The following is a 22,575-nucleotide window of genomic DNA, read 5'->3' as shown; positions in this document are numbered from 1 at the left end:
ATTAACCATTTGCTACAACAAGCATTCTGCCAGCCCTGTTTATTTACGAGCCTTTAACCGTGGCACCTTGCCGGCAGGGAATAATGAACCGGATTAGCTATAGCATAGCTCCCCGTACTAAGGATGGTACTGTAAAGAAGCACTAGGGCATGTTGACCAATGCAATGTACATGGCTGTTTAGTACTGGTGGCACCATAGCCGGGAAGGCTAATGCTCCCCAATGGTATACCGTTAAAACGGAGCGTCGCCACTAATGATCCTTGTTGTGCTGTCGCTGGTTACCAAAAAAAATCGCAAAGTTTTGCACAACAATGCTGTTAGAAAATTCTCAGGAGAAAACCGTCCCGCTCTTACTGGAGTACTGTTACTAAAACCAGAATACCTGTGCGGTTTAATGGTGCAGGATCACATTTTTACCCTAATGTGCAGTCCCTTATATTTGAACGATCCATTCAACAGGGGTTGGTCCAGGAAACACAAGCGCATGAATTATTTGCAACTTTCTTACCGGAGCATTGAGCTTTTAACGAGTGCATGGAAGCAATCCCGTTTTACCAGGACGTTTTTAAACCCCCTGATTAACCAACACACATCGGCACTCAACTATACACTTTCGGCTTCGGAAAGAAAAAAGGTACTTTTTTATTACCCGATGTATACCATCCTGGCTTGTGCCGAAATGTATCTCGCGGTAAAAGGACGTGGGCTAAAGACAGCCGAAAGGAAACGGCTCACCCTCGTTGCCGCGATGGCAACGATTTGTGACGACCTCATTGACGAAGATAAATGGACCCGTGACCAGGTATTTAAATTGCTTGCTGCCGGACTTGATGAGGATGGTTTATCAACAAAAGCCAGGCTGCTGCTGCTGATGAATGGCGAGTTGAAGAAGATCTGGCCCCTTTCAGCAGCTTACCTGGAGCAGTTGAAAGTGGCCCTGGAATGGCAATCTTTGTCGGTCCGCCAACTGGACCCGAGCATTAGGGTTGAAGAGATCATACAGGTTTGCCGAGAGAAAAACGGGCATACGTCGCTCATGTTTTCAACCCTGCTCGATGAAACCTGGACGGATGCGGAGAGAAACTTTATCTATCAGTCCGCAATAGTAGGACAGTTAACCAATGATGCCTTCGACATTTATTTTGATGTTCAAAGCGGTTTAAGCACCTACATTAACCGGGCAACTTCGGTAGCAGATTCAAGGGCTTTTTTTATCGACGAATGCAGGAAACTGCACCAGTATGTTTTGGGTACTGACAATCGTGCCCGACACAAACGGGCATGCATTCAAAGGATGAGCTGTATGCACGCTTTTACGCTGGTAGCGTTTGATCACCTGCAAAACACCGAGCGCAAATATGGTGTGCCGGTAAACTGGAAGAAGCCATCGCGAAAAGAAATGGTGACCGATATGGCTTTCAACCGCAACCGGTTCAAGCTGTTGAAATACATTCTTCAGCTAAGTGAACTTAGATAAGAAGGTACAGTGCGCATATTCCGGCAATTTGCCGACTGTAGGGCATAAAAAATCCGCAATGTTTTAAAATTGCGGATTGGAAATATATTAATTAGCTGAGGCTTCTTCTTTCTGCATCATCAGGTATGCCTTGATAAATCCATCAAGTTCTCCGTCCATTACCGGACCAACATTACCAACTTCAAAGTCGGTGCGATGATCCTTGATCATCTTGTAAGGATGGAAAACATAGCTTCGGATCTGGCTCCCCCACTCTATTTTCTTTTTATTGGAATTTGCCGCATTTTTCAATTCTTCGCGTTTGCGCATCTCTTCTTCGTAAAGCCGGCTCTTCAGCATCTTCATTGCCTTTTCCCTGTTCTCGCCCTGGGTTCGTGCCTGCTGGCACTCTACAATGATGCCCGATGGTTTGTGGGTAAGGCGAACAGCCGTTTCAACCTTGTTCACGTTTTGGCCACCACTACCACCACTTCGGAAAAAGGCCCATTCTACATCGGCAGGGTTCACCTCGATTTCAATCGTGTCGTCGATCAGCGGGTAAACATAAACACTCGCAAATGAAGTGTGCCGGCGTGCATTGCTATCAAAGGGAGAAATTCTTACCAGGCGATGTACCCCACTTTCGGCTTTTAGAAAACCATAGGCAAAGGGCCCGTCGAATTGCAGGGTTGCGCTTTTTATGCCCGCACCATCGCCTTCCTGGAGATCCAACTCGGTTACATTCCAGCCTTGCTTCTGGCCGTACATTCTATACATACGCAAGAGCATCTCGGCCCAATCCTGGCTTTCGGTACCGCCGGCGCCACTATTAATTTGCACCACCGCGGTAAGCTCATCTTCGGGTTTGTTGAGCGTGCTTTTAAACTCTGCTTCTTCAATCGCCCGGACAGCGAACTCGTAATTTTCCTTCACCTCTTCTTCCGTTGCTTCGCCCGCTTTCCAGAACTCAAATATAACAGCAAAGTCCTCCACCGATGATTCCACCGATTGATAGAGTTTTGTCCAGTATTCATTTAATTTAATCTCTTTTAGAATACCGGTAGCCCGTTCGTTGTTATCCCAGAAGCCAGCTGAAAGAGAAAGCTGTTTATCGTCGTGTATCTTTGCAAGTCGGTTCTCGACGTCAAAGAAACCTCCTTAGGACACCTACGCGGTCCCTCATATCTCTGATTTGTTCTTGTGTCATAGGGAGCAAATGTAGGAGATTGCTGTTGAATCTGGTGTTGTTTTCATGAGCTTACAAATTTCAACAATATGCATGATCCATTAATGATTTGTTGCTTTGAAACCCTTTCCATTGTAAAAAGGTGTGCATAACTTGGTTAACAACTGGTGGAAAAACCTGAGTACAAAAGCTTGCAGTTTGCCTGTTTGCAGACGTATCTTAGTAGAGCAATTAGGAAGCAGAATATTTTAATTAGTGTTTGCGACTTAATCAAAAAGCATCAGGTAAAAGTTGAATACAGGCGCAGGCCGGTACCAACGAAATACGTGATGCTTTTTCTTTTTCTGCAACGCCTCATCCTTCCCCAGACTACCTGAACCCTCGGATTTACGTAAAATGCACGATTATTACTTTAAAGTGATTCCCCCGGATTTATTGTAATATGCCATACTCTGCTACCTTAGCTGCGTATGAGAAGTTCCGCCCTGCTATCGGTATTATTCTTTCTTATGGTTTACTCCGGCGCTGCGCAGGATAGTTCAACAGTGAATGGTAAAACAGACAGCTCCCAACAATTACAGACCACGTCACGATTGTACCTGATTGGAGAAGACTCGGTTTACTTTTCACTTACCTGCGTTGCCGACTCCGCCACACCTGTCATGTATGTGAATGTTCACGACGATGAAAACACATCCGCAGAAGCCGGCCTTGAACTGCTCCGGCAGCAAGGCGGTGCACTGGTACAATTGACTCATTATGGCAGTCGGAACCTGCACTTCAGGCTCGGTGATAAAGATTATATGGTGGATCCCAACCGGATTTACACTCCCGATGGAATAAAGGCCAGCCTGACAAGTTTTAAAACTTATACCAGGCGAGCCGCTGAAGTGGTGGGTGCTTTTGCAGATACCTTGCTTACGAACTTTATACTTGGTAAGAAGCTTGTAATAGCCTTACACAACAATAGTGAAGGTGGCTTTTCAATCCGGAGCTACACAAGGGGACAGTCGGAGGCCAAAAGTGCAGCTAAAGTATTTATCAATTCAAAGATGGACCCGGACGACTTTGTGCTGACTACGGAAAACAACGTGTTTGAATACCTAAAAACCATGAAAGTAAATACAGTCCTCCAAAATGCCAACCCCGTTGATGACGGATCCATGTCGGTGTATGCCGCAAAAAAAGGCATAGCTTATATTAACGTTGAAGCGGAACATGGCCATTTTGAAGAGCAGGTGCGCATGCTTGAGTTGTTGTCGCCATTCGTAAAAACCGCCAACTTAGCTTCGGAGTGAGCGGGGTTGAAAAGCAGTTTGCCCGGGGCGGCTTAAGCAGTTATTATTCAAGGGATGTTCAGGATTAAATCCGGGCAGACCCTGCCATTATCCGATTATTTGCTACAGGTTAGAACCCGCATAATTATCAACCCTGTGTCGGGTTTACCATTGATGGTTTATGCCAATTAAAAACCCTGCAGTTAAGCACCGCAGGGTCACTATGCGTCATAAACTCGTAAGCCGGATTTTGTTTCTAAACCATCATTTATCTGCGATGGACATTACTGTCGCACCTGTTTCTGCCTACCCTGGACCATCGGGCGGGCAGCCCTCAAGCGATCCTATACATGGCATTTCAGCATCCAAGGTTTACCCGCCGGTAGTGTTACCAATACCGGCCGTGGGCTCTTACCCCACGTTTTCACCTTTACAGGTTTTCCTTTCGAATACACCTGCAGTAATTTTCTGTGGCACTGTCTGTTCCCCCATTGCTGAAGGACCCGGCTATTCACCGGTGGATTGCCCTGCGCTGTCCGGACTTTCCTCCACGTTTACACGAGGCGATGGTTCGGCTTATGACCATACAAAGATAAGCCGCCATTGCTTCCCGGTAGCGATAATAACCTAAGGCATAAGTAGCGGTAAAACAATGTTTAACATAGATTTCGCGCAGTACCTTTACCCTGCCCCATGTGGCCACAGCTAAAATCTCTAGTTTTATTCTGTTCTAATTTATTCGCATGAAGAGTACTTTATTTATAGCAGCCCTGTTTGCAGTATTTGCGGTGTGTGCACAGGATCGCGAGTTTCCAGATTATCGCAGCAAGAACGATATTTTTACGCGTATAAGAGAAAAGGAAATCCGTGATGATGTTGCCACATTCAGCATGGGCGGGATTGAAGAAATTATTGGTAAGCTTCCGCTTAAATCGTTGCCGGTTACGGGATATGGAGCCGACTATATTTCTTTCGGCGGCAACGGCATGGAGGTTTTAATTAAGGCAGAACGCTTCGATCCTACGAAACACAAGCTTAGCTACTACGAAAACAAGCACCTTGTGCGTATTGATAACAAGGCCTATTTCGGAGATTATGGAAAGGTGCCCCGGACAGCCATTCAGTCAGTTTCTGTTATTACCGGAAGAGATACCATCCGGGTGCCGCAGGCAGCATTCGCCGACATTTTCAACCCCATTTTTACTTATAGCGAAGGCGGAGTAAACAAGTCACACAATAGTGTTTACCTCTCGGCCGATGGTCGTCGCATTTATGTGTACATGCTCAAACCCGAGTCTGGGGGTAGTTACGAGGTAACCTGGGTTATACAAGACAAAAAATACGTTCGACGCGTGGTTGATTTTGGCTTTTTGCGTTAACTCCTGATCATGCCACGGGCTAAGGCAAATAGTTGGTCACCTGTTCAGCAAAGCGTTACAGGCTGAAGTGAGTGACCCGGTCCGATCGGTTCATCCGGGCACTAATATTACATCGCGAACGGAACGCGGGTCCCCAAAAATCAGCGATCGCTAACGTACCTGTTCTGAGACGTTTTTTTGGTTACCGGCTGCTGTATTCCATGGCGGCGATGGTTGTGTCACTCCCTTGTACGGCGTATTTTCATGGCACCGGCTTACGACTGGATATAGTCTTGCAAATATGTAATCATTTCTGTTTGACTAATGATGGTTTCGGCAACTACGTCATTCATGGAAATGATGCCTGCAAGTTCCCCGTTCTGCATCACGGGCAGGTAGCGAAGGTTCCTCGACGATAGCACCTGCATACAGTGCGGAACACTGTCTTCCGGTTTTGCAATCGGGAAGTCAGACGACATGATGTCTGCCACAGTGGTAAGATCTGATGACCTTCCTCTAAGCACAACCTTTCTCGAGTAGTCGCGCTCGGTCATGATTCCGAGAAAATTTTTACCATCCATTACGACAACTGAACCTATGTTGCGATCCGCCATAATTTTAAGGGCCTCGATCACCGAAGTGTCGGGAGCGACCTGCAATACAGTTTTGCCTTTTCTCGATAGGATGTCAGCGACGGTTCTCATAAGGGCTTGTTTTACAGGTAAGGTAACCAAAATGAAGTTTTTATCCAACAAATCAATTTGATGATCTCATCAGGGGATCTGTAGTTGCTGCCTTCTCATGAATTTATCTCCCTGCTCACTGAAACCAATCCTACATAAGGGTAGGCTGGTTTAATCTCAAATGTTCATTTCTTGCCTGTTGCACTACTGCAGCAGTTATCTTTAACCATTATTAGTTAACCTGTGATCATGCACAATTCTGCTCAACCCCTGTTTATTTTTATATGCCTGTTCCTTTCAGCTTTTGGGTGTAAAAGCGAGGGCTTACGCCACGAGGAAGCTTATCCTGATGAGCTAGCCCAAACGAACTCGCGCCTCAACAGCACACCCGTTGTGCCCGTAAGATCGCTCGATAGCTTGCAAATCCTCAGCGATCTCCGCTACTTCGCGTCTGATACCTGCGAAGGGCGAAAGCCCGGTACCAGGGGGCACCAGCTGGCGAGAGAACGTATTCAGATGCGCTTCCGCCAGGCATTGCTGGATAGCTTTGGCAATTCGCTTGATCAAACATTTGTAGGCAGGGAAATCAACGGTACCACCACCGGAATAAACGTGGTCGGCTGGATTAAGGGCAGCCGGGTGCCTGATTCGTTTATTGTTGTAAGTGCACACTATGACCACCTTGGGGTAACACCTTCGGGTACTTATTATGGTGCTGACGATAATGCAAGCGGTGTTGCCTGCCTGCTTGCGCTTGCCAGGTATTTCAGGAAATCACCACCTGAGTATTCGATGGTGTTTGCTGCCTTTGACCGTGAGGAATCAGGACTGCAGGGTGCACGAAATTTTGTTCAGTCCTTTATCACTGATGCAGGTCGTAAAGTTAAGATGAACCTGAACATGGATATGATTGCCCGAAGCGACAATAACCGGATTTACGCCGTTGGGGTGCGCCATTACCCTGAGCTAAGGTACCTGGTTGAAGAAACCAGGAGCACTTCAGGGACCGAGCTGTTAATGGGCCACGACTCGGGAACGTTGCGTGAAGATTGGACCAACCAAAGTGATCATTATGCTTTTCACCTCCAGAAGATACCTTTCCTATATATCGGGGTTGAGGATCATCCCGACTACCACCGAACAACCGACACCTTTGCGCGTGTTGACCCTTCTACTTATATAGAGAATTGTAACATGGTGCTTACGATGCTGCGGAAGGTACATCGGTAACAATTGTGCACCAGCATGGTGGCAATATAATTGCAAGGGGAATTTACAAATGGGATGCTTTGATTTCCCGTATGATAAATAGTAAAACCAATCGCCATGAATGTAAGAAAAGAAGACTTTCCAGTTGTATTGCAGGCATATGAACTTGTAAATAATAAGGAAACCTTTATTGCCGAACAGGTCGTGAACAACCAGTCTGATGTAGATAACTTTAGCGCCCGCTACACCGGCAAGTTGATCAAAGCGAAGCAATGGACTAATACCGTAAATACAACTGCCACCAACAACACCGATACCACTATTCTACCTGCTAAAAGAAAGAAGAACAACGCAGTTGCCATTATTATTACAATCATTGTTCTAATCATCATCCTGTTAGCCATTGCTTATTATACCGGTTGGCTACAACAGTATATCAACGTGCCTGAATAAACAACATCTGATCATTCGTTACTTGCCATGGGTTTCTCATGGCATTGTTGTGTCTTTACCATTGCGATTCACACTTGTAATCTCCTTAATCCATGCCCTGTATTCAGCAGGTAGATGGCTTTCGTCGGGACCAACTTTTAATTACGATGGCCGCTGTTTGCCAATGGCATCTCATGGATAATGTTTTTTCAGGGCTTCTGTAGAGGAGTTTTGTGTTCTGGGTTTTCCGTTGCATGTATACTAACCGGTACAGACCCACGTTATAGTGAAATCCTGTACTCACGGGTATTGTGGAAAACCAGGTAGTTTTTATATATTGGAGTTCGGAACGGGCTGCATTCGTCAAACGGTGTTCGTCCACCCACCACTGGTTCCCGCGTCAGATTAATGCTACCGGTTGATAAATAATTGTGACACAACCGAATGCGTTAAATAATTCACAGGCAGGTTTACGAAGGCGGATTCACGAGTATCTTTACGAATATTTAAATATAAATAGCATACTAATTGCTATTGTAACAGCAATTGATTTCTTATGAAAATAGAATTTATCAAAAACATTCAGTTTACAAAGCTGATAAAGGTGGATGGGCAGTTAAGGGAATTTAATTTCAGGAAAGTCAATGCTAAAAACGAGAATAAGTTTACCGTAGATGTTAGCGACGACAGGGGACGCAGAATCATTTTTACAATGATCAAAGAAGACGCCTCCTGGAAGATTGTGTCACCAGACGATTTGCCACCCTCCGTGGCAAAAAATGAGCCTATACTTCACGACATTATTGAGGAGGAGCTAAAAACGGGCGGTAGCGCAACATAGTTGTAATTTCAAGACTTTCGCATCCATAGGCTGATTTGCGGCCTTCATTAATCATTTAAACCTTTACAAATGTCTTTACCCACCAACAACAAAAAAGGCGATAATCCTTTAAGTAAGATGCAGAAAACTGCTAGCAAAGGTTCCAAATTCTTAAAAACTACGGCCAAGCCCGCGGGAGCTGGTAAAAAAGTAAGATCCACAGGTGCCAATCGGGGTAGTTAGGCTGCACCCCAACCTAAAGCGTTGGCTTTGGCTTATTTGATCAGCAAGATGTTGTTTAGTGCTGGCAACTAAGGAGGTCTACTTACATCTAAATTAGAACTCGTCTGGCTAAACCGTTAAAAACGCTGCCTAAGTAAAACCTTGTTTCTTTATAAAGTACAACAAAAAGCCCCTGTTTTGCAGGGGTTTTTTGTTGTAAATCGAGTTGGCACCGAAGCCTAATATTGTAAATCAAGCTGTCACCTGGTCAGCTAATCGTTTCATCCTACTTTGACCAGATGACCGATCACTCTCCTACTTTTCTTTAACTCAAAGTACTTATTCCGTTGAGAGCCCAAGATCCCTGCCTTTCATAATTGCGGGCACCCCGCCAACAATCCAACGTGCAGGCTTCTCGCCCTTCAACAGCCAATCAAAGAATTGTTGTTCCCGAATAGAAATGTCTTTCCGGTTTTTTCGTTCTACGAGGTTGTGTGCTTCGCCGTTGTAGTTCAACATCCATACAGGCTTGCCCAGTCGCTTGAGGCCGGTAAATAACTCGATTCCCTGGTACCAGGGAACAGCATCATCGGCATCGTTGGCCATGATTACCAGCGGGGTTTTTACCTTAGGCAATTGAAAAAGAGGTGAGTTTTGTATATAGAGTTCCGGTTTTTCCCATAGGGTTGCGCCAATACGGCTTTGTGTTTTCTCGTATTGGAATTGCCTGTTAAGTCCGGTTCCCCACCGCATACCACCGTAAGCACTGGTCATATTTGCAACCGGGGCCCCCGCCCATGCCGCTGCATAAAGATTAGTACGGGTGATCAGATAAGCGATTTGGTAACCACCCCAGCTTTGCCCCTGAAGGCCGATTTTAGTACTATCTACAAAACCTTTCTTGATGAGTGCACGTGTGCCGCTCACAATGTAGTCGTATGCACTCTGACCCGGATAGCCCGTTTTGTACCAGATATCCGGTACAAATACTACGTATCCCCTGCTTACAAAAAACGGTATGTTCAACCGGCTTGGTGTTGGTGCGGGGGCTATATAATTACGAAGGGTTTGGTTGCTTCGCTCATAAAAATAAACCAGCATCGGGTACTTTTTGGCGGGATCGAAGTTCTCCGGTTTATATAATATCCCTTCAGTCGATTTGCCGGTGTACGCTTTCCAGGTAAAAAGTTCGGATGTTCCCCATAAGTAGTTTGCTTGCTGCGGGTTTGTTTTCGCCAATAAAGTCGACTGTGCCTGCCCCGTTTTGATGGGTTCTGTTTCCAAACCAGACGTCAACGTGTACAATGCTGTAGGCTCTTCGAACGTTTCACGCGAATAAACAATTACATCTGCAGCTTTTGCTTTCAGGATATTGGCTACGTTTGCCGGGGCTTTATAGATAATTTCCGGTAAACCTTTTTTGCTCAGCGGTAATTTGGCAATGCCGCCACTTTTGTCTTTTTCATCTGTCAACTCGAAATATAAGGTTTGCGATGGTCGCAGGAACTTTTCTTCACGATCGAGGTTAACTACTCTATAGCTGGTTTTTGTTTTCCGACCTATTCCACCGGTTATGCAAACAGGTTCAGCTTTTCCTTCCGGGTCCACCTGCCATACATCGTACCGATCATTGATTAAAACCGCTTTATCATCTTCCATCCATTTTACGATACCATATGGATTAGGATCATCCGGTACATCGTTCTCCTCGTCGTATAGCGGGGTTTTAATTTGTTTGGTAATAGGTGCGATGTTTTTAGTATTGGCATTATAAACAAAATACTGTTTTTGCCTGTCGTCGTACATCAACAGGTATTTGCCGGAGTATGAAGGGTAAACATTGCCTTTAAACTCTTTTTTGATTTCGTTTGCCCAACCTGTTGCCGGATCAATGTGAAAGACTTTTTTTACGGTAAAACCTTGCCACTGCATCGCAGCGCGCAAGCCGGAATCTGAAGCGCCATAGAAGTGGTCGCCGTCCCCCTCATTCGTGGCAAAAATCGGGTTGATCCATTCACTGGCTAGCTGCACAACCTGCTTCTTATCCCAATCCCAAAGTGCCATGTAGCTTCTTTTTTCTTCAACGTCTTTATTCTTTAATTGCTGCGGCTGCAGGTAATCGTCCTTGTAGTTCCAGATATCGAGATTTACCTTATCAATATCCGCTATGCTTGTGTCTTTTGGTGCCATTATAGGGGCGGTGCCAAACATCAGTCGCTTTCCACTTTTACTGAATGTTAAGGTGCCGTTTTCACTTATGGTCCAACCTTTCTTTATTCCAGCACTTAAACGATCAGCAAGGTGGATTGCACTGTCGGAACCTGCTTTGTAATACCATAGTTTGTAGAACTTCTGGAGCGTTTTTCCCGCACTGTCGCGTTCGGCTACAAAAGCCACCTGGGTGCCTTCATCATCAAGCGTGTAGCCTTTCGCATCATTGAAACCCGTAAGTATCCTCCTGGCGTTTTGGCCTGGCAGGTCCATCAGGTATACTGCAGTCCTCGCTGTCGAATCCTTCCGGGATACGGCCGTTTCGTAAAGAAGGGCTCTACCGTTTTTGCTAAAAAAGTATTCGGTGACGTTTGAGATAGTCTTTTCATCGCCGGTTTCGAGATTTTTCAAAATCAGGTCCGATCCCTCCTCTTTCTTGTCATCTGAGCCCGTTGGTTCATCAGCATCGCGCAATTCCAGCATCATATCGCCGTCCTTAGCTGATGCCGTGTCCTTTCTCGGGCGCTCTACAGTCTTATCAAAAGACAATGCTATCCAGCCTGGGGCATTTTCAGGTAGTTTATACGATTTCACCCTTGCATAGAGCTTTGTGGTGTTCTCGCCTAACTTTAGCAAGCCAAGGCTGTCTTTCGGCATTTCATCGGCTTTTTTCTTTTTGATTCTTGCTTCACGGGTTTCTTTAAAACGCGGTTTTATTTTGTATACCACGTACCTGTTGTTATCGGTGATGGCAGCATTATAACCGCGCGAGATTTCTGCGATCACCTTGCCGGTGGTTTCCTGGACAATCAACCTGCCATCACCTTCCTGTGGATTAATGGCGTACACGACGTACTTGCCATTGTTACTGATCCATTTCTCACCAAAACTCTCCCAACTATCATATACCGAGTGGTCAAGGGGCTTTTTCACCTGGGCAGTTAAAAACAGAGGACCGAGAAGACACAAAAACGTAATCGTTTTCTTCATCATGTGTTTATTTGAATTGATCACAAGGTATAGAACTAAACAATTCAGTCGATCAAAATGGAAAGGTGAAACGGATCTTTTAACGGTTGATGGAAGAATTGACAGCTAAAATTGTTGCGGACAGATATATTAACAAAATACGCATGTATTTACGATGGTTGTTGGCCATTCCGATTTTTACTTGCTTAGATTTATGCGCATCACCGGTTGGCTTTTATTTTACTTTAAGCTTAACCCGCCGAGCTGTTGAGAAGCGGTCAGGACAGTCGATATTCAAGTTAATGCTCACGACTTGGTAGTTAAGCTAACTTGACAGAACATTGTATCTCAATACCCACGATGGAACCCATAATCCGTATTACTGAGCTGCGAAAGAGCTACGGCCCTAAACAGGTCTTAAAAGGTATATCACTCGACATTTACCCGGGGCAGGTAATTGGCTATATTGGACCAAATGGGGCCGGGAAATCCACCACGGTGAAGATACTTTGCGGTTTAATCAGCGATTACTCCGGTGATGTATTTGTAAAAGGAATCAATCTTAAGGAGGACGTGCTTGCAGTAAAAAGTTTAATTGGGTATGTGCCTGAACTAGCGGAGTTGTACGAGGTGCTTACCCCTGTAGAATTTCTGGGGTTTATGGCGGAACTGTACAATATGCCGGAGGCGGTGGCAACTGAAAGGATCGTTCGTATGATGACGGCCTTTGGCTTAGAGCAAAACATGAACCAGCGGATGGATACGTTTAGTAAAGGGATGCGCCAAAAGGTGCTGATTACTTCAGGGCTGTTGCACAATCCGGATGTTATCATACTTGATGAACCATTGAGCGGCCTGGATGCAAACAGTGTCATCATTGTTAAGGACCTTATCAGCAAGCTTGCAAGGGATGGCAAAACCATATTTTACTGCAGCCATATGATGGATGTTGTAGAAAAGGTAAGCGACCGCATAATCCTGATTAACGATGGGGCGGTGATTGCTGACGGAAGTTTTGAAGACTTAAAGGAAAAACAGGGAAGTAAAAGCCTGGAAAAAATCTTTGCAGGCTACACCGCATCAAATACCCTCACCAATGCATCCGACGATCTAATTAATGCCCTTTCAGACAAAGCCAATTAAGAAAGGGGTGCGGCTGTCCATCACACTTATTCAATCTAAGTTGGCTCATGAACATTATAAATAAGTTTTTCCTGGTAGTTGTGCTCCTACCGACCAGATTGTACAGCCGGATGGGTATAGACACCCATCAACTAAGGAATATTCTCCGGATCAAACTGGTGATGGACGATCGCAGGCCGAATACTTTTCAACAATCCCGCCGGGAAAATGCCAGGGAAGTTTCTTCTGCTACACTTGGAACAATGGGGGTGAGCGCATTACTTGGGCTACTGTCTTTGGGAGGGTTTTTTGTCGGGTCCGATTACCTTACCCACTTAACGATTTATTATGCGTTTTACATCTTTCTTCTTTCCTCGACCCTTATATCAGATTTTACTTCTGTTTTAATTGACGTACGCGACAACTATATCCTGCTGCCCAAGCCAGTTAACGACAGAACGTTTGTTACGGCAAGATTGCTGCACATTACGGTGCACATCTGTAAGTTGATCGTTCCAATGAACCTGCCCGCTGTAATCTATATGGGTGTAAAAACAGGAATATGGTCGGCCACTGTATTTCTGCTGGTTGCGATAATGGTAACGCTCTTTACCATTTTCCTCATTAACGCGCTTTACCTTCTGATCATCAGGATAACGACTCCGCAGAAATTCCAGGGCATCATCAGCTATATCCAAATTTTCTTTGCCATATTCGTTTTTGCCGGGTATCAGTCGTTACCACGGCTTGTGGACAAGATGGATCTAGCTGCCTTCCACCTTTCTTCAAGTCCGTTGATGTGGTTTATTCCGCCATACTGGTTTGCTGGCGGCTGGCAATGCCTTACCGAGGGCGATACGAGCACAAGTGCCCTTGTGGCGGCTTTTGTTACGTTTAGCCTGCCTTTTATAAGCATTTGGCTTGTAGTGAAGTACTTTGCGCCGTCCTTCAATCGAAAATTATCCATGATCAGCGGAAGCGAAGAGGTGGCAACAGCAAAGCCTTCAATCCTTGTACCGGGTGATGGGTTTTCGATTCCGCATAGGCTTGCACGATGGGTTACAAAACCAGGCGCAGAAAGGATGGCTTTTGAATTCTGTTGGAAGATGACCGGCCGGAGCCGTGATTTTAAGATGAAGGTCTACCCGTCATTTGGCTATATTCTGGTGTATTTTGTTATGATGTTTACCAATAAACGGAACTTTAGTCTAACTGACCTTTCTGAGGAAACCCAAAGCGGAAGAATGGTAATTGTGTCGGTACTGTACTTTAGCAGTTTTATGCTGATGATGGCCATCAACCAGGTGGTCTATTCAGAAAAGTTTAAAGCCGCCTGGATTTTTTTCAGTACCCCTGTAAAGTATCCCGGAAGTATCATGAGTGGTGCGGTTAAGTCGGCTATGCTCAAGTTCTACATACCGGTGCTCGTCCTTATTACCATTCCTGCTCTGGCGCTCGTGGGGGTAAAGATTATACCCAATCTCCTCCTCGGCTTGTTTAACGAATTGCTGATTTGCTCAACGCTGGCTTACATCAGCATTCAGCATCTACCCTTTTCGCTTCAACAAGGTAATAATGGAAAAGCTGGTAACTTTTTCCGGGGAACCGCTATGTTGATAATTCCGGGAATAATTGGCTTGATACATTACTTTATCTATCCCCATTTATGGATCGTAAGTATCTTGTGTGTTTTCTCCGTTGTGGGTACCGGCTTGGCGATTAAGGCCATTGAACACAAGCGTTGGAAAGCTGTGCTGAAGAAGTATGACGAATAGCCATATGTGAGAAAGTACTTTACACCTTACCTTCAGGAACGACGTCGTTGAAACCTGCTATACTTTTGAGCGGAACACTTTTTACCCGTTTCCGGTAGTTTTTGAACAGGCTGTGCCATTGAATTTCCAGTACACCTAACACGCCTTCCTTCAGAATTCCTTTGTTCATTTTGGAGGAGCCCAGGCTACGGTCTTTGAAAGTGATGGGGACTTCTTTTATTTTGAAACCGAGTTTCCATGATGCAAATTTCATTTCAATCTGGAACGCATAACCAACGAACTTAATTTCATCGAGGTTAATGGTTTCGAGCACCTCTCGTTTATAACAAACAAAACCTGCGGTAGGGTCGTTAACAGGCATCCAGGTGATCAGTTTTGTGTAAAGCGCTCCGCCTTTTGAATAAAACCTTCTGTCCCAGGGCCAGTTTTCTACTTTTCCGCCGGGAACATACCTGCTGCCGACAGCCACTTCTGCCCCACCCGTTTTACAGGCACGATAAAGGTTTTCAAGATCAGCCGGATTATGCGAGAAGTCGGCATCCATCTCAAAAATGTATTGATATCCCTTGGCCAGGCACCATTTGAACCCGTAGATATAAGCGGTACCAAGACCTAATTTTCCTTTCCTTTCCTGTAAAAAAAACTGTTGAGGATACTGTTGCTGTAGCTCCCGCACGATTTCGGCAGTGCCGTCGGGCGAACCATCATCAATTACGAGGACATGATATCCCTGCTGAAGATTGAATATTGTGTTGAGTATCTTAGCAATATTTTCTCGTTCGTTGAAAGTGGGTATGATTACTATCTTCTCCAATAATTAGCCTTAAAATGGGTACAAACCGAAAATACGTTTTTTTATTTTTTGGTAAAAGGTGCTCTTTTCCACAGGTTGTCAATTACACTTTTTTTAACAGCGAACGGTTCAATATTTCGGTGAGTTTTTGTTTCGTATGCATCGGAAAATCTCCCTTCATCATCCAATCGTAGTATTGCGGTTCCGACTTAAGCACATCTTCAACGGGTCGTCCCTTATGCTTACCAAAGTTGAAAACTTCGATACAATTTACCCTGATAAAACGGCGCGCGAAATCAACGATGTCTTCTTCGCCGCAGAATGAGCAAATCGCATCAATGGTAAGGCCAATGTTCGGATAACGTTCGAGTTGAGCTTCAAGGATCTCGAAAGTAGCGGTAGCATCAACTTCTGCACCGTGAGCGCCTTCAAGATTTTTCTGACAATAAAACTTGTAAGCGGCACTTAAGGTTCGTTGCTCCATCATGTGGAAAATTCTTTGAACATCGATGAGCTTGCGGCCTTCTGTGCTGAAGTCCATACCGGCCCTAAGAAATTCTTCCACCAATAATGGGATATCAAAGCGATTACTGTTGTACCCCGCAAGATCGCAATGATCAATAAACTGCTTAACCTCGTTAGCTACCTGGCGGAATGTGGGTGCGTCTTTAACCATCTCATCGGTGATCCCGTGGCAGTCTGTTGAACCTTGCGGAATGGGCATTAGCGGGTTGATCAGCTTGCGTTTTATTTGCCTGCTGCCATCAGGCATTACGCGTACAATAGCCAGTTCAACAATACGATCGATGGATAAGTTGGTGCCGGTAGTCTCAAGATCTATAAATGCAATGGGCCGGGAGAGTTGTAATTTCATTTTGGGGATTTCGATGCAAATTTAGACGAAAGTTCTATAGGGCGTTCATTTACAAGCTTCGGCCTGCTGACCAGTGGTTAACGGGATTGAAACACCGCCCCAAATAGATTACTATTTCTCCTGTTTTGTTTAGGTAGCGGCCCGCGCAAACTCCTGTATGTCGAGTCCATCGTAGTTGCCGCTACTCATAAAAACAAAATTTGCATTTTGCCGGTTACATTGTCCCAACCATTCTGCGAGTTCTTCACGCGAGGTAAGCACAACGAGTGTATTTTTTTGAAAACCCTCGTGGACTGCAGTTTTCGGGAGGTCGGGCATTCGTTTCAACTCGAGTGCATGTTTAGAATAGAAAACCACGGCCTGGTCGGCTTTATCGAGCGAACCCTTGTATTCGGCCATGAACTTCGCATTAAGGCTGCTAAATGTATGAAGCTCAAGAATAGCAATAAGTTGCCGGTTGGGGTATTGCTGTTTCACCGCTTCAATGGTTGCTTTCACCTTGCTAGGTGCATGGGCAAAATCGCGGTAGACATTTGTTTGCTCATTTGAACCCATCAGCTCAAGCCGCTTTGAGGCTCCTGTGAAGTGGGCGATCGCCTGTAAAAACTGGCTTGTTCTGACCCCAAGTTCGTTACAGGCGTAGTAGGCTGCATGTAAATTGAGCAGGTTGTGATTACCAAATACTTTAATATGGGCCGACGCTCCGTTGAGGGTGATGGTTGTTTCGCCGGCTGCAATGCTGTGTTCAGGAACACTGTATGGTTGATATCGAATGTCGGTTCGCTTTGTTGAATCTACCAGCTCCATCAGAACCTCGTCAGAGGCATTGTAAATGAGCAGCCCACCCTTCTCGATCTTGTTAATGAAGATCCGAAACTGGTCGAGGTAGAATTCGAAAGTTGGAAAAACGTTGATGTGGTCCCAGGCAATGCCCGTGAGAACAGCAATGTGCGGAAATAAAAAATGAAACTTTGGCTTTTTTTGCAGTGCACTTGCAGGATATTCATCTCCTTCACAAACGATTATAGGTGCATCTGTTATGTTTACGGACTGCTCAAACCCGGTAAGTCGTGCTCCGACAAGGTAGTCAAAATCTTTTCGGCTGTACTTCAAAACATGCATAATCATACTCGTGGTGGTTGTTTTGCCATGACTTCCACCTACTACGACACGTGTTTTGTTGCTGCTTTCCTGGTATATGTATTCAGGGAACGAATAAATTTTCAGGCCGAGTTCATTTGCTTTTAGCAGTTCAGGATTGTCTTCTTTTGCATGCATGCCAAGAATAACTGCATCAAGTTCAGGAGTGATCAATGAAGGCTGCCATCCTTGCTGAACCGGAAGCAAGCCTTCCTTTTGAAGGTTGCTTTTGCTGGGTTCAAAAATCTCATCATCTGTGCCACTCACCTGGTAGCCTTTTCGTTTTAAGGCTATCGCGAGCTGGTGCATGACACTGCCTCCAATGGATATGAAGTGAACTTTCATTAAAATTGTATCTTTGAGAAATAAGTTTGCAAAGTAACCGTTTTATAGTAAACAGTCATATCATGAAAAAGACAATTGCAGCATTATTATCCCTGATATTGGTCGCGGGAATCTTCAGTTCCTGTGCATCCTCACGCCGGGGTTGCCCAAGTCACAATCCCCGCTATTTTCGCGCTTAGTGCAAGCAATCCGGCACAGTTTTTTACAGTTCTCCCTTAAATTAATCATTAACCTAGTTCTATGAATTGGATTGACTTGACCAGTGCCGATCAACTGGAGAAAATTAAGGCAGACTCAAAAACAAAACCGCAGGTGATCTTCAAGCACAGCACCCGTTGTTCGATAAGTAGTATGGCGAAGTCGAGATTGGACCGAAGCCCTGAGTTAAAGGATGCTGACTTTTATCATCTTGACCTGATTGCTTATCGCAGCATTTCGAAAAAGGTGGCGGAAGACTTCAATGTTTACCATGAAAGCCCCCAGGTGCTTGTTATTCGGGACGGGGTTTGTGTTTATGATGAGAGCCACTATGGTATCACAGTTGACCAATTAACCGAGCAGATTTCTGCTAAATAGCACCCCGTTCTTACGTGCTTCGGCGCGCTGGAATCTCCTTCGCTGCTTTTGTTGCAAAAGGAAACAATGTTTAGTGGGGGTAGAGTATGCAGGTTTTCGTTCAGCAAATATTCTGAAAATGTTAGAAAGCATCCGAAAGGATGCTTTTTTGTTTTATGACCGGCGATTGCTTAGCTTGATTTTCAACATCTATCAATGCGTTATTTTAGCAGTGCCGGTTCGGCATTGATAGCGCTAAGCCGCCATAATAAACTACAGATGAACCGAGCGTGGCAACGATGATTCATCAGGGTAAAAAAGATGGTCCCCAAAAAAAACCAGGTTAAAGAACGGTGCTTTTCTTGTGCCGGAATTCATGGTCTTTTATTCAAGTCTTTGAAGATGTGATATGCCTTAAAGCTAGCTTATGAATGGATCAGAAATCGAAGGGGTGCTGAACATTGGGCCCGGGTATTGGTTGGTATCTATATTTTAAAGTGATAATGGTTCGTATTGACCTAGGCCTGCGATTCGCAGGGTTACCGTAGATAATTGAGGTACATTGTGCGTTTGGGCGTGCAATAAACAAGTTTTGCTTGTGTGGTAAAGGGCAGGCCGCTCCTTACCAGTTACTATGTTTACATCCTTAAACAACAAATTCAATTATATGAACATCGTGATTTTCGGAGCGACCGGTATGGTGGGAAAACACCTCGTAAGAAAAGCGCTTGTAAAAGGCCATAACGTGAAAGCCTTCGGCAGAAATGTAGATCATCTCGTTGATGAAGATAATGCCAACGATAAGCTGCTTGCAATTAAGGGCTACGTGTTTGATGAGGAAAGCGTATACGACGCATTGGTGGGCTCTGATGCTGTGCTCTCGGTGCTTGGGGGATCATTTGACGGGCTAGACCACACCAGGAGTCTTGGATTGAAAAACATTGCTAAGCAGATGGAAAAGGCCGGCGTGGAACGACTTGTTGCATTGGGTGGCGCAGGGGTGCTTACGGATGAAAATGGCGTGTTGTTGATGGAAAAGCCAGGATACCCCAAAGTTTATCTGCCTGTAGGTAAAGAACATCTGCAAGCTTACCTGAACATTAAAGACTCCGTACTCAATTGGACATTTGTTTGCGCACCAGACATAAAAGATGAAGATGGTAATGGTAATTACCACACCAATGCTGAACATGTACCCTCACCAAATAACGGGCATATTTCCGCAGGCGACCTTGCCGATTTTATTTTAACATCAGCAGAAGAGAATAGTTTTAACAAGCAGCGTGTTGGTATATCGAATTGACGCAACCCTGAGCACGAGATGTTCATCTATCGGATTTGGCTTGAATATAATGGTGATGCCGGAACGATGATTAGCCTTGCTTACTGCGTACGGATTGATTTACCTTCTTTATGAATGTATTTTGTCCTTCTGGCAACATTATTGAACCCCCGGAACGTTATACTTAATCAAGCGTAATCTCGTCAACCATAATCCACCTGACACACTTAACATGAGCAAAAACAGATTTATGTTTTCAACCGGGATAGAGAACAGCTATCCTATGATTAAACTTGAAGACGGGACCAGAAAACGAATAGATGAGATGGAAAAGTGTGGTCACTATAAAAGGTGGAAAGAGGATTTTGCACTTGTCAACGAAATGGGGATTGAATTTCTTCGTTATGGTGCACCGTATTACAGGGTACACGTTGCACCAGGTAAATATGACTGGAGTTTTTCGGATGATGTGTTCGCTGAGATGGAGCGGTTAAAAATTACCCCGATAGTTGACCTTTGTCATTTTGGTGTTCCTGACTGGGTCGGCGATTTTCAAAACACCGATTGGCCGCGATACTTTGCTGAGTATGCGTCTGCATTTGCAGAACGCTATCCCCATCTTCAATTTTATACACCGGTAAATGAAATCTTTATTGCCGCAATGTTTTCGGGGCAGTATGGATGGTGGAACGAGTGTCAAAGTAGTGACAGAGCGTTTGTTACAGCATTGAAAAACCTTTCGAAGGCAAATGTATTGGCCATGCAGGCGATCATGCGTGTAAAGCCCGATGCACAGTTTATACAAAGTGAGTCTTCAGAATACTTTCATGCAGAAAACCCTAATGTACGCCCGCTTTGCGAGTTTTTGAATCAGAAAAGATTCTTATCACTTGATCTAACATACGGTCACTCTGTAGATGTTTCAGTATATAAGTACCTCATGGCGAATGGCATGAGCGATGATGAGTATACATGGTTTGGGAAACAGCAGTTAAAGGTGAAAAGTAACTGCATCATGGGAAATGATTATTATATCACAAATGAGCACCTTGTTCATTCAGATGGCAGTACAAGTCCATCTGGAGAAATCTTCGGTTACTATGTAATCACCCACCAATACTTCAGGCGTTATAAGATACCTGTAATGCATACGGAGACCAATATAACAGAACCTTTTTCTGTTCATTGGTTAAAGAAGCAATGGGCGAATCTTTGCAGACTAAAGATGGACGGGGTTCCCATTACTGGTTTTACGTGGTACAGTTTAACTGACCAGGTTGACTGGGACAGTGCACTTAGAAATGATGCGGGTAATGTAAACTCGTTGGGGTTATACGATCTAGATCGTAAAATAAGACCGGTTGGTATAGAATATAAAAATTTGATTAAACAGTGGAAGGATGTAATTGAAAAGGAAAGTTATGGAGTGCATTTGTTTTGAGTTTTTACATCAAAACATAAACGAAAGCCTGGCCCACAGCCAGGCTTTGCTATGCCGTTGAAAACCTATTTAGATGCTACTGGGAACTTTATTCCCCAAATGACCTATATTTATCGATTATCTTATGACAAATAGATTAAATATTAGAATGAATCATAGGGAGAACTTGCTTAATATTTTGGCACGTTATTGATAATATAGTTATAGCAAGCGGTAAAATTTAAAATTGAGCAAAATATATGGAGGCTATCGAAAGCAATTTAAAAAAACAAAATCTACTAAACGATGACAATGATCCAAGACTTCCCTCAACACTGATATGCTTCTCTCATTTGCGATGGAACTTTGTTTATCAAAGACCTCAACATCTGCTTACCAGGTACGCCACATTATTCAACGTTTATTTTGTCGAAGAACCTTACTTTGACGCCAAAGCTGACCCTTATCTCACGTTTACTGTTCAGGAAGATAGCTTATGGGTTGTTGCTCCTCACCTGAAGCCCGGGAACTCAAACGAGGAAAACGACAAGCAACTTAAAAAGATGCTTGACAAGTTTTTAGATGGCAAAGACTTGTCGGATATGATCTTCTGGTATTATACTCCAATGGCGTTGAGTTTTAGTCGTCAATACACACCGGCGCTCACGATTTATGATTGTATGGATGAGCTTTCGATGTTTAAGAATGCCCCTAAGCAATTGCGTGAACTGGAGGATTTACTGCTTAGCAGAGCTGATATTGTTTTTACTGGTGGTCACAGTTTGTACCAGGCGAAGAAACACCTTCATGACAACATATTTCCGTTTCCAAGTAGTATTGATAAAAAGCACTTTGAACAAGCGAGAACAAATAAAGAACAGCCCACGGACCAGGAAAGCATCGGTGGTCCGAGATTAGGTTTTTACGGTGTCATCGATGAACGATTTGACATTGACCTTATCAAAGGCATAGCAGAATTAAGACCTGAGTGGCAACTTGTTTTACTTGGACCTGTCGTAAAGATAGATCCGTCTACTTTGCCTAAACTTCCAAATATTCACTTCCTGGGTGGAAAAACTTATGACCAACTTCCATCTTATCTTTCCGGATGGGACATTGCGCTGATACCTTTTATGCTTAATGATGCAACAAGGTTCATCAGTCCTACTAAGACCCCGGAATACCTGGCGGCAGGTATACCGGTTATTTCAACCCCGATCAAAGACGTTGTTAACCCATATGGCGAACAAAATTACGTTGAGATCGCAGCCGATGCACAGGGCTTTGTAGACGCAGCTGAACGCCAATTAAGTGCTGACAGGGAGGAATGGCTAACCCGCGTAGACGAATTTTTGACACAGCAATCCTGGAGCCTGACGTTCGAGAATATGATGCAGGAATTGACCAGAACATTACAAACCAAATCATTTACATCTTAAATTATA

At 44.5% G+C, this 22,575-nt stretch carries 18 protein-coding genes and 1 other RNA gene; 12 read left to right on the top strand and 7 right to left on the bottom strand.

Going from position 1 to position 22,575, the window contains the following annotated elements:
- Window positions 1–485 precede the first annotated feature (485 nt).
- A complete protein-coding gene (locus tag EXU57_RS02080) occupies window positions 486–1,478 on the top strand; it encodes a class 1 isoprenoid biosynthesis enzyme (RefSeq protein ID WP_133266497.1) in 993 nt (330 codons plus the stop codon).
- 87 nt (window positions 1,479–1,565) lie between these two features.
- Here the strand turns inward: EXU57_RS02080 and prfB are convergent.
- A protein-coding gene (gene prfB, locus EXU57_RS02075; RefSeq protein WP_133266496.1) for a peptide chain release factor 2 occupies window positions 1,566–2,664 on the bottom strand; the annotation gives its coding sequence in 2 pieces (ribosomal slippage) (window positions 1,566–2,603 and window positions 2,605–2,664; 1,098 coding nt in all).
- A gap of 449 nt (window positions 2,665–3,113) precedes the next feature.
- Between prfB and EXU57_RS02070 the strand changes: the two genes are divergently transcribed.
- Window positions 3,114–3,941 (top strand): hypothetical protein, encoded by an 828-nt coding sequence (locus tag EXU57_RS02070; protein ID WP_133266495.1) that lies wholly within the window; start codon window positions 3,114–3,116, stop codon window positions 3,939–3,941.
- A 202-nt stretch (window positions 3,942–4,143) separates the two neighbouring features.
- Here EXU57_RS02070 and rnpB read toward each other — a convergent pair.
- An RNA gene (gene rnpB, locus EXU57_RS02065) (RNase P RNA component class A) lies at window positions 4,144–4,503 on the bottom strand.
- A gap of 160 nt (window positions 4,504–4,663) precedes the next feature.
- Between rnpB and EXU57_RS02060 the strand changes: the two genes are divergently transcribed.
- Window positions 4,664–5,299 carry a hypothetical protein gene (locus tag EXU57_RS02060; protein ID WP_133266494.1) on the top strand — a complete coding sequence of 212 codons (636 nt, stop codon included), beginning with the start codon at window positions 4,664–4,666 and terminating at the stop codon, window positions 5,297–5,299.
- Between the two features lie 254 nt (window positions 5,300–5,553).
- Here EXU57_RS02060 and EXU57_RS02055 read toward each other — a convergent pair whose 3' ends face one another.
- Entirely contained in the window at window positions 5,554–5,982 is a 429-nt protein-coding gene (locus tag EXU57_RS02055) for a CBS domain-containing protein (RefSeq protein WP_133266493.1), read from the bottom strand.
- Window positions 5,983–6,210: 228 nt separating this feature from the next.
- On the opposite strand from EXU57_RS02055, the gene EXU57_RS02050 reads away from it, so the two are divergent.
- The 3 genes from EXU57_RS02050 (at window position 6,211) to EXU57_RS02040 (ending at window position 8,443) form a co-directional block, all read left to right on the top strand.
- The gene (locus tag EXU57_RS02050) at window positions 6,211–7,191 is read left to right on the top strand and encodes a M28 family peptidase (protein ID WP_133266492.1); all 981 of its coding nucleotides are present in this window, start codon (window positions 6,211–6,213) and stop codon (window positions 7,189–7,191) included.
- Between the two features lie 96 nt (window positions 7,192–7,287).
- Window positions 7,288–7,623, top strand: coding sequence for a hypothetical protein (locus tag EXU57_RS02045; RefSeq protein WP_133266491.1), 336 nt, complete (start codon window positions 7,288–7,290; stop codon window positions 7,621–7,623).
- A 535-nt stretch (window positions 7,624–8,158) separates the two neighbouring features.
- A complete protein-coding gene (locus EXU57_RS02040; RefSeq protein ID WP_133266490.1) occupies window positions 8,159–8,443 on the top strand; it encodes a hypothetical protein in 285 nt (94 codons plus the stop codon).
- 540 nt (window positions 8,444–8,983) lie between these two features.
- On the opposite strand, the gene EXU57_RS02035 is transcribed toward EXU57_RS02040, so the two are convergent.
- Window positions 8,984–11,848: a S9 family peptidase gene (locus EXU57_RS02035; RefSeq protein ID WP_243745478.1), complete on the bottom strand. Its 2,865-nt coding sequence runs from the start codon at window positions 11,846–11,848 to the stop codon at window positions 8,984–8,986.
- Window positions 11,849–12,184: 336 nt separating this feature from the next.
- Between EXU57_RS02035 and EXU57_RS02030 the strand changes: the two genes are divergently transcribed.
- Together EXU57_RS02030 and EXU57_RS02025 are read left to right on the top strand one after the other, a co-directional pair.
- Window positions 12,185–12,967 carry an ABC transporter ATP-binding protein gene (locus EXU57_RS02030; protein WP_133266489.1) on the top strand — a complete coding sequence of 261 codons (783 nt, stop codon included), beginning with the start codon at window positions 12,185–12,187 and terminating at the stop codon, window positions 12,965–12,967.
- 47 nt (window positions 12,968–13,014) lie between these two features.
- Window positions 13,015–14,721: a hypothetical protein gene (locus EXU57_RS02025; RefSeq protein WP_133266488.1), complete on the top strand. Its 1,707-nt coding sequence runs from the start codon at window positions 13,015–13,017 to the stop codon at window positions 14,719–14,721.
- Between the two features lie 19 nt (window positions 14,722–14,740).
- Here EXU57_RS02025 and EXU57_RS02020 read toward each other — a convergent pair whose 3' ends face one another.
- The 3 genes from EXU57_RS02020 to EXU57_RS02010 form a co-directional block, all read right to left on the bottom strand.
- Window positions 14,741–15,535 (bottom strand): polyprenol monophosphomannose synthase, encoded by a 795-nt coding sequence (locus EXU57_RS02020; protein WP_133266487.1) that lies wholly within the window; start codon window positions 15,533–15,535, stop codon window positions 14,741–14,743.
- A gap of 82 nt (window positions 15,536–15,617) precedes the next feature.
- Window positions 15,618–16,388 (bottom strand): 3'-5' exonuclease, encoded by a 771-nt coding sequence (locus EXU57_RS02015; protein WP_133266486.1) that lies wholly within the window; start codon window positions 16,386–16,388, stop codon window positions 15,618–15,620.
- A gap of 129 nt (window positions 16,389–16,517) precedes the next feature.
- Complete coding sequence (locus tag EXU57_RS02010) at window positions 16,518–17,873, bottom strand: UDP-N-acetylmuramate--L-alanine ligase (RefSeq protein WP_133266485.1); 1,356 nt, start codon at window positions 17,871–17,873, stop codon at window positions 16,518–16,520.
- Between the two features lie 240 nt (window positions 17,874–18,113).
- On the opposite strand from EXU57_RS02010, the gene ytxJ reads away from it, so the two are divergent.
- The 4 genes from ytxJ to EXU57_RS01990 all read left to right on the top strand — a co-directional run bounded on the left by ytxJ (window position 18,114) and on the right by EXU57_RS01990 (window position 22,569).
- Window positions 18,114–18,449 carry a bacillithiol system redox-active protein YtxJ gene (gene ytxJ / locus EXU57_RS02005; protein ID WP_133266484.1) on the top strand — a complete coding sequence of 112 codons (336 nt, stop codon included), beginning with the start codon at window positions 18,114–18,116 and terminating at the stop codon, window positions 18,447–18,449.
- A 646-nt stretch (window positions 18,450–19,095) separates the two neighbouring features.
- Window positions 19,096–19,731 (top strand): NAD(P)-dependent oxidoreductase, encoded by a 636-nt coding sequence (locus EXU57_RS02000; protein ID WP_165958000.1) that lies wholly within the window; start codon window positions 19,096–19,098, stop codon window positions 19,729–19,731.
- Between the two features lie 211 nt (window positions 19,732–19,942).
- A complete protein-coding gene (locus tag EXU57_RS01995; RefSeq protein WP_133266482.1) occupies window positions 19,943–21,151 on the top strand; it encodes a family 1 glycosylhydrolase in 1,209 nt (402 codons plus the stop codon).
- A gap of 239 nt (window positions 21,152–21,390) precedes the next feature.
- Window positions 21,391–22,569, top strand: a complete 1,179-nt coding sequence (locus tag EXU57_RS01990) for a glycosyltransferase family 1 protein (protein WP_133266481.1) — start codon at window positions 21,391–21,393, stop codon at window positions 22,567–22,569.
- The last annotated feature ends 6 nt before the right edge of the window (window positions 22,570–22,575 follow it).

The sequence above is a fragment of the Segetibacter sp. 3557_3 genome (assembly GCF_004354985.1).
Lineage (GTDB): Bacteria > Bacteroidota > Bacteroidia > Chitinophagales > Chitinophagaceae > Segetibacter.
This window is presented reverse-complemented; position numbering and strand designations above follow the sequence as displayed.

What these genes read in the sequence shown, in the direction of transcription:
- EXU57_RS02070 (WP_133266495.1), top strand. Translation starts at nt 3,114, where the DNA reads ATGAGAAGTTCCGCCCTGCTATCGGTATTATTCTTTCTTATGGTTTAC.
- EXU57_RS02025 (WP_133266488.1), top strand. Translation starts at nt 13,015, where the DNA reads ATGAACATTATAAATAAGTTTTTCCTGGTAGTTGTGCTCCTACCGACC.
- EXU57_RS01995 (WP_133266482.1), top strand. Translation starts at nt 19,943, where the DNA reads ATGAGCAAAAACAGATTTATGTTTTCAACCGGGATAGAGAACAGCTAT.
- ytxJ (WP_133266484.1), top strand. Translation starts at nt 18,114, where the DNA reads ATGAATTGGATTGACTTGACCAGTGCCGATCAACTGGAGAAAATTAAG.
- EXU57_RS02045 (WP_133266491.1), top strand. Translation starts at nt 7,288, where the DNA reads ATGAATGTAAGAAAAGAAGACTTTCCAGTTGTATTGCAGGCATATGAA.
- EXU57_RS01990 (WP_133266481.1), top strand. Translation starts at nt 21,391, where the DNA reads ATGGAGGCTATCGAAAGCAATTTAAAAAAACAAAATCTACTAAACGAT.
- EXU57_RS02010 (WP_133266485.1), bottom strand. Translation starts at nt 17,873, where the DNA reads ATGAAAGTTCACTTCATATCCATTGGAGGCAGTGTCATGCACCAGCTC.
- EXU57_RS02040 (WP_133266490.1), top strand. Translation starts at nt 8,159, where the DNA reads ATGAAAATAGAATTTATCAAAAACATTCAGTTTACAAAGCTGATAAAG.
- EXU57_RS02080 (WP_133266497.1), top strand. Translation starts at nt 486, where the DNA reads ATGAATTATTTGCAACTTTCTTACCGGAGCATTGAGCTTTTAACGAGT.
- EXU57_RS02050 (WP_133266492.1), top strand. Translation starts at nt 6,211, where the DNA reads ATGCACAATTCTGCTCAACCCCTGTTTATTTTTATATGCCTGTTCCTT.
- EXU57_RS02015 (WP_133266486.1), bottom strand. Translation starts at nt 16,388, where the DNA reads ATGAAATTACAACTCTCCCGGCCCATTGCATTTATAGATCTTGAGACT.
- EXU57_RS02035 (WP_243745478.1), bottom strand. Translation starts at nt 11,848, where the DNA reads ATGATGAAGAAAACGATTACGTTTTTGTGTCTTCTCGGTCCTCTGTTT.
- EXU57_RS02055 (WP_133266493.1), bottom strand. Translation starts at nt 5,982, where the DNA reads ATGAGAACCGTCGCTGACATCCTATCGAGAAAAGGCAAAACTGTATTG.
- EXU57_RS02060 (WP_133266494.1), top strand. Translation starts at nt 4,664, where the DNA reads ATGAAGAGTACTTTATTTATAGCAGCCCTGTTTGCAGTATTTGCGGTG.
- EXU57_RS02000 (WP_165958000.1), top strand. Translation starts at nt 19,096, where the DNA reads ATGAACATCGTGATTTTCGGAGCGACCGGTATGGTGGGAAAACACCTC.
- EXU57_RS02030 (WP_133266489.1), top strand. Translation starts at nt 12,185, where the DNA reads ATGGAACCCATAATCCGTATTACTGAGCTGCGAAAGAGCTACGGCCCT.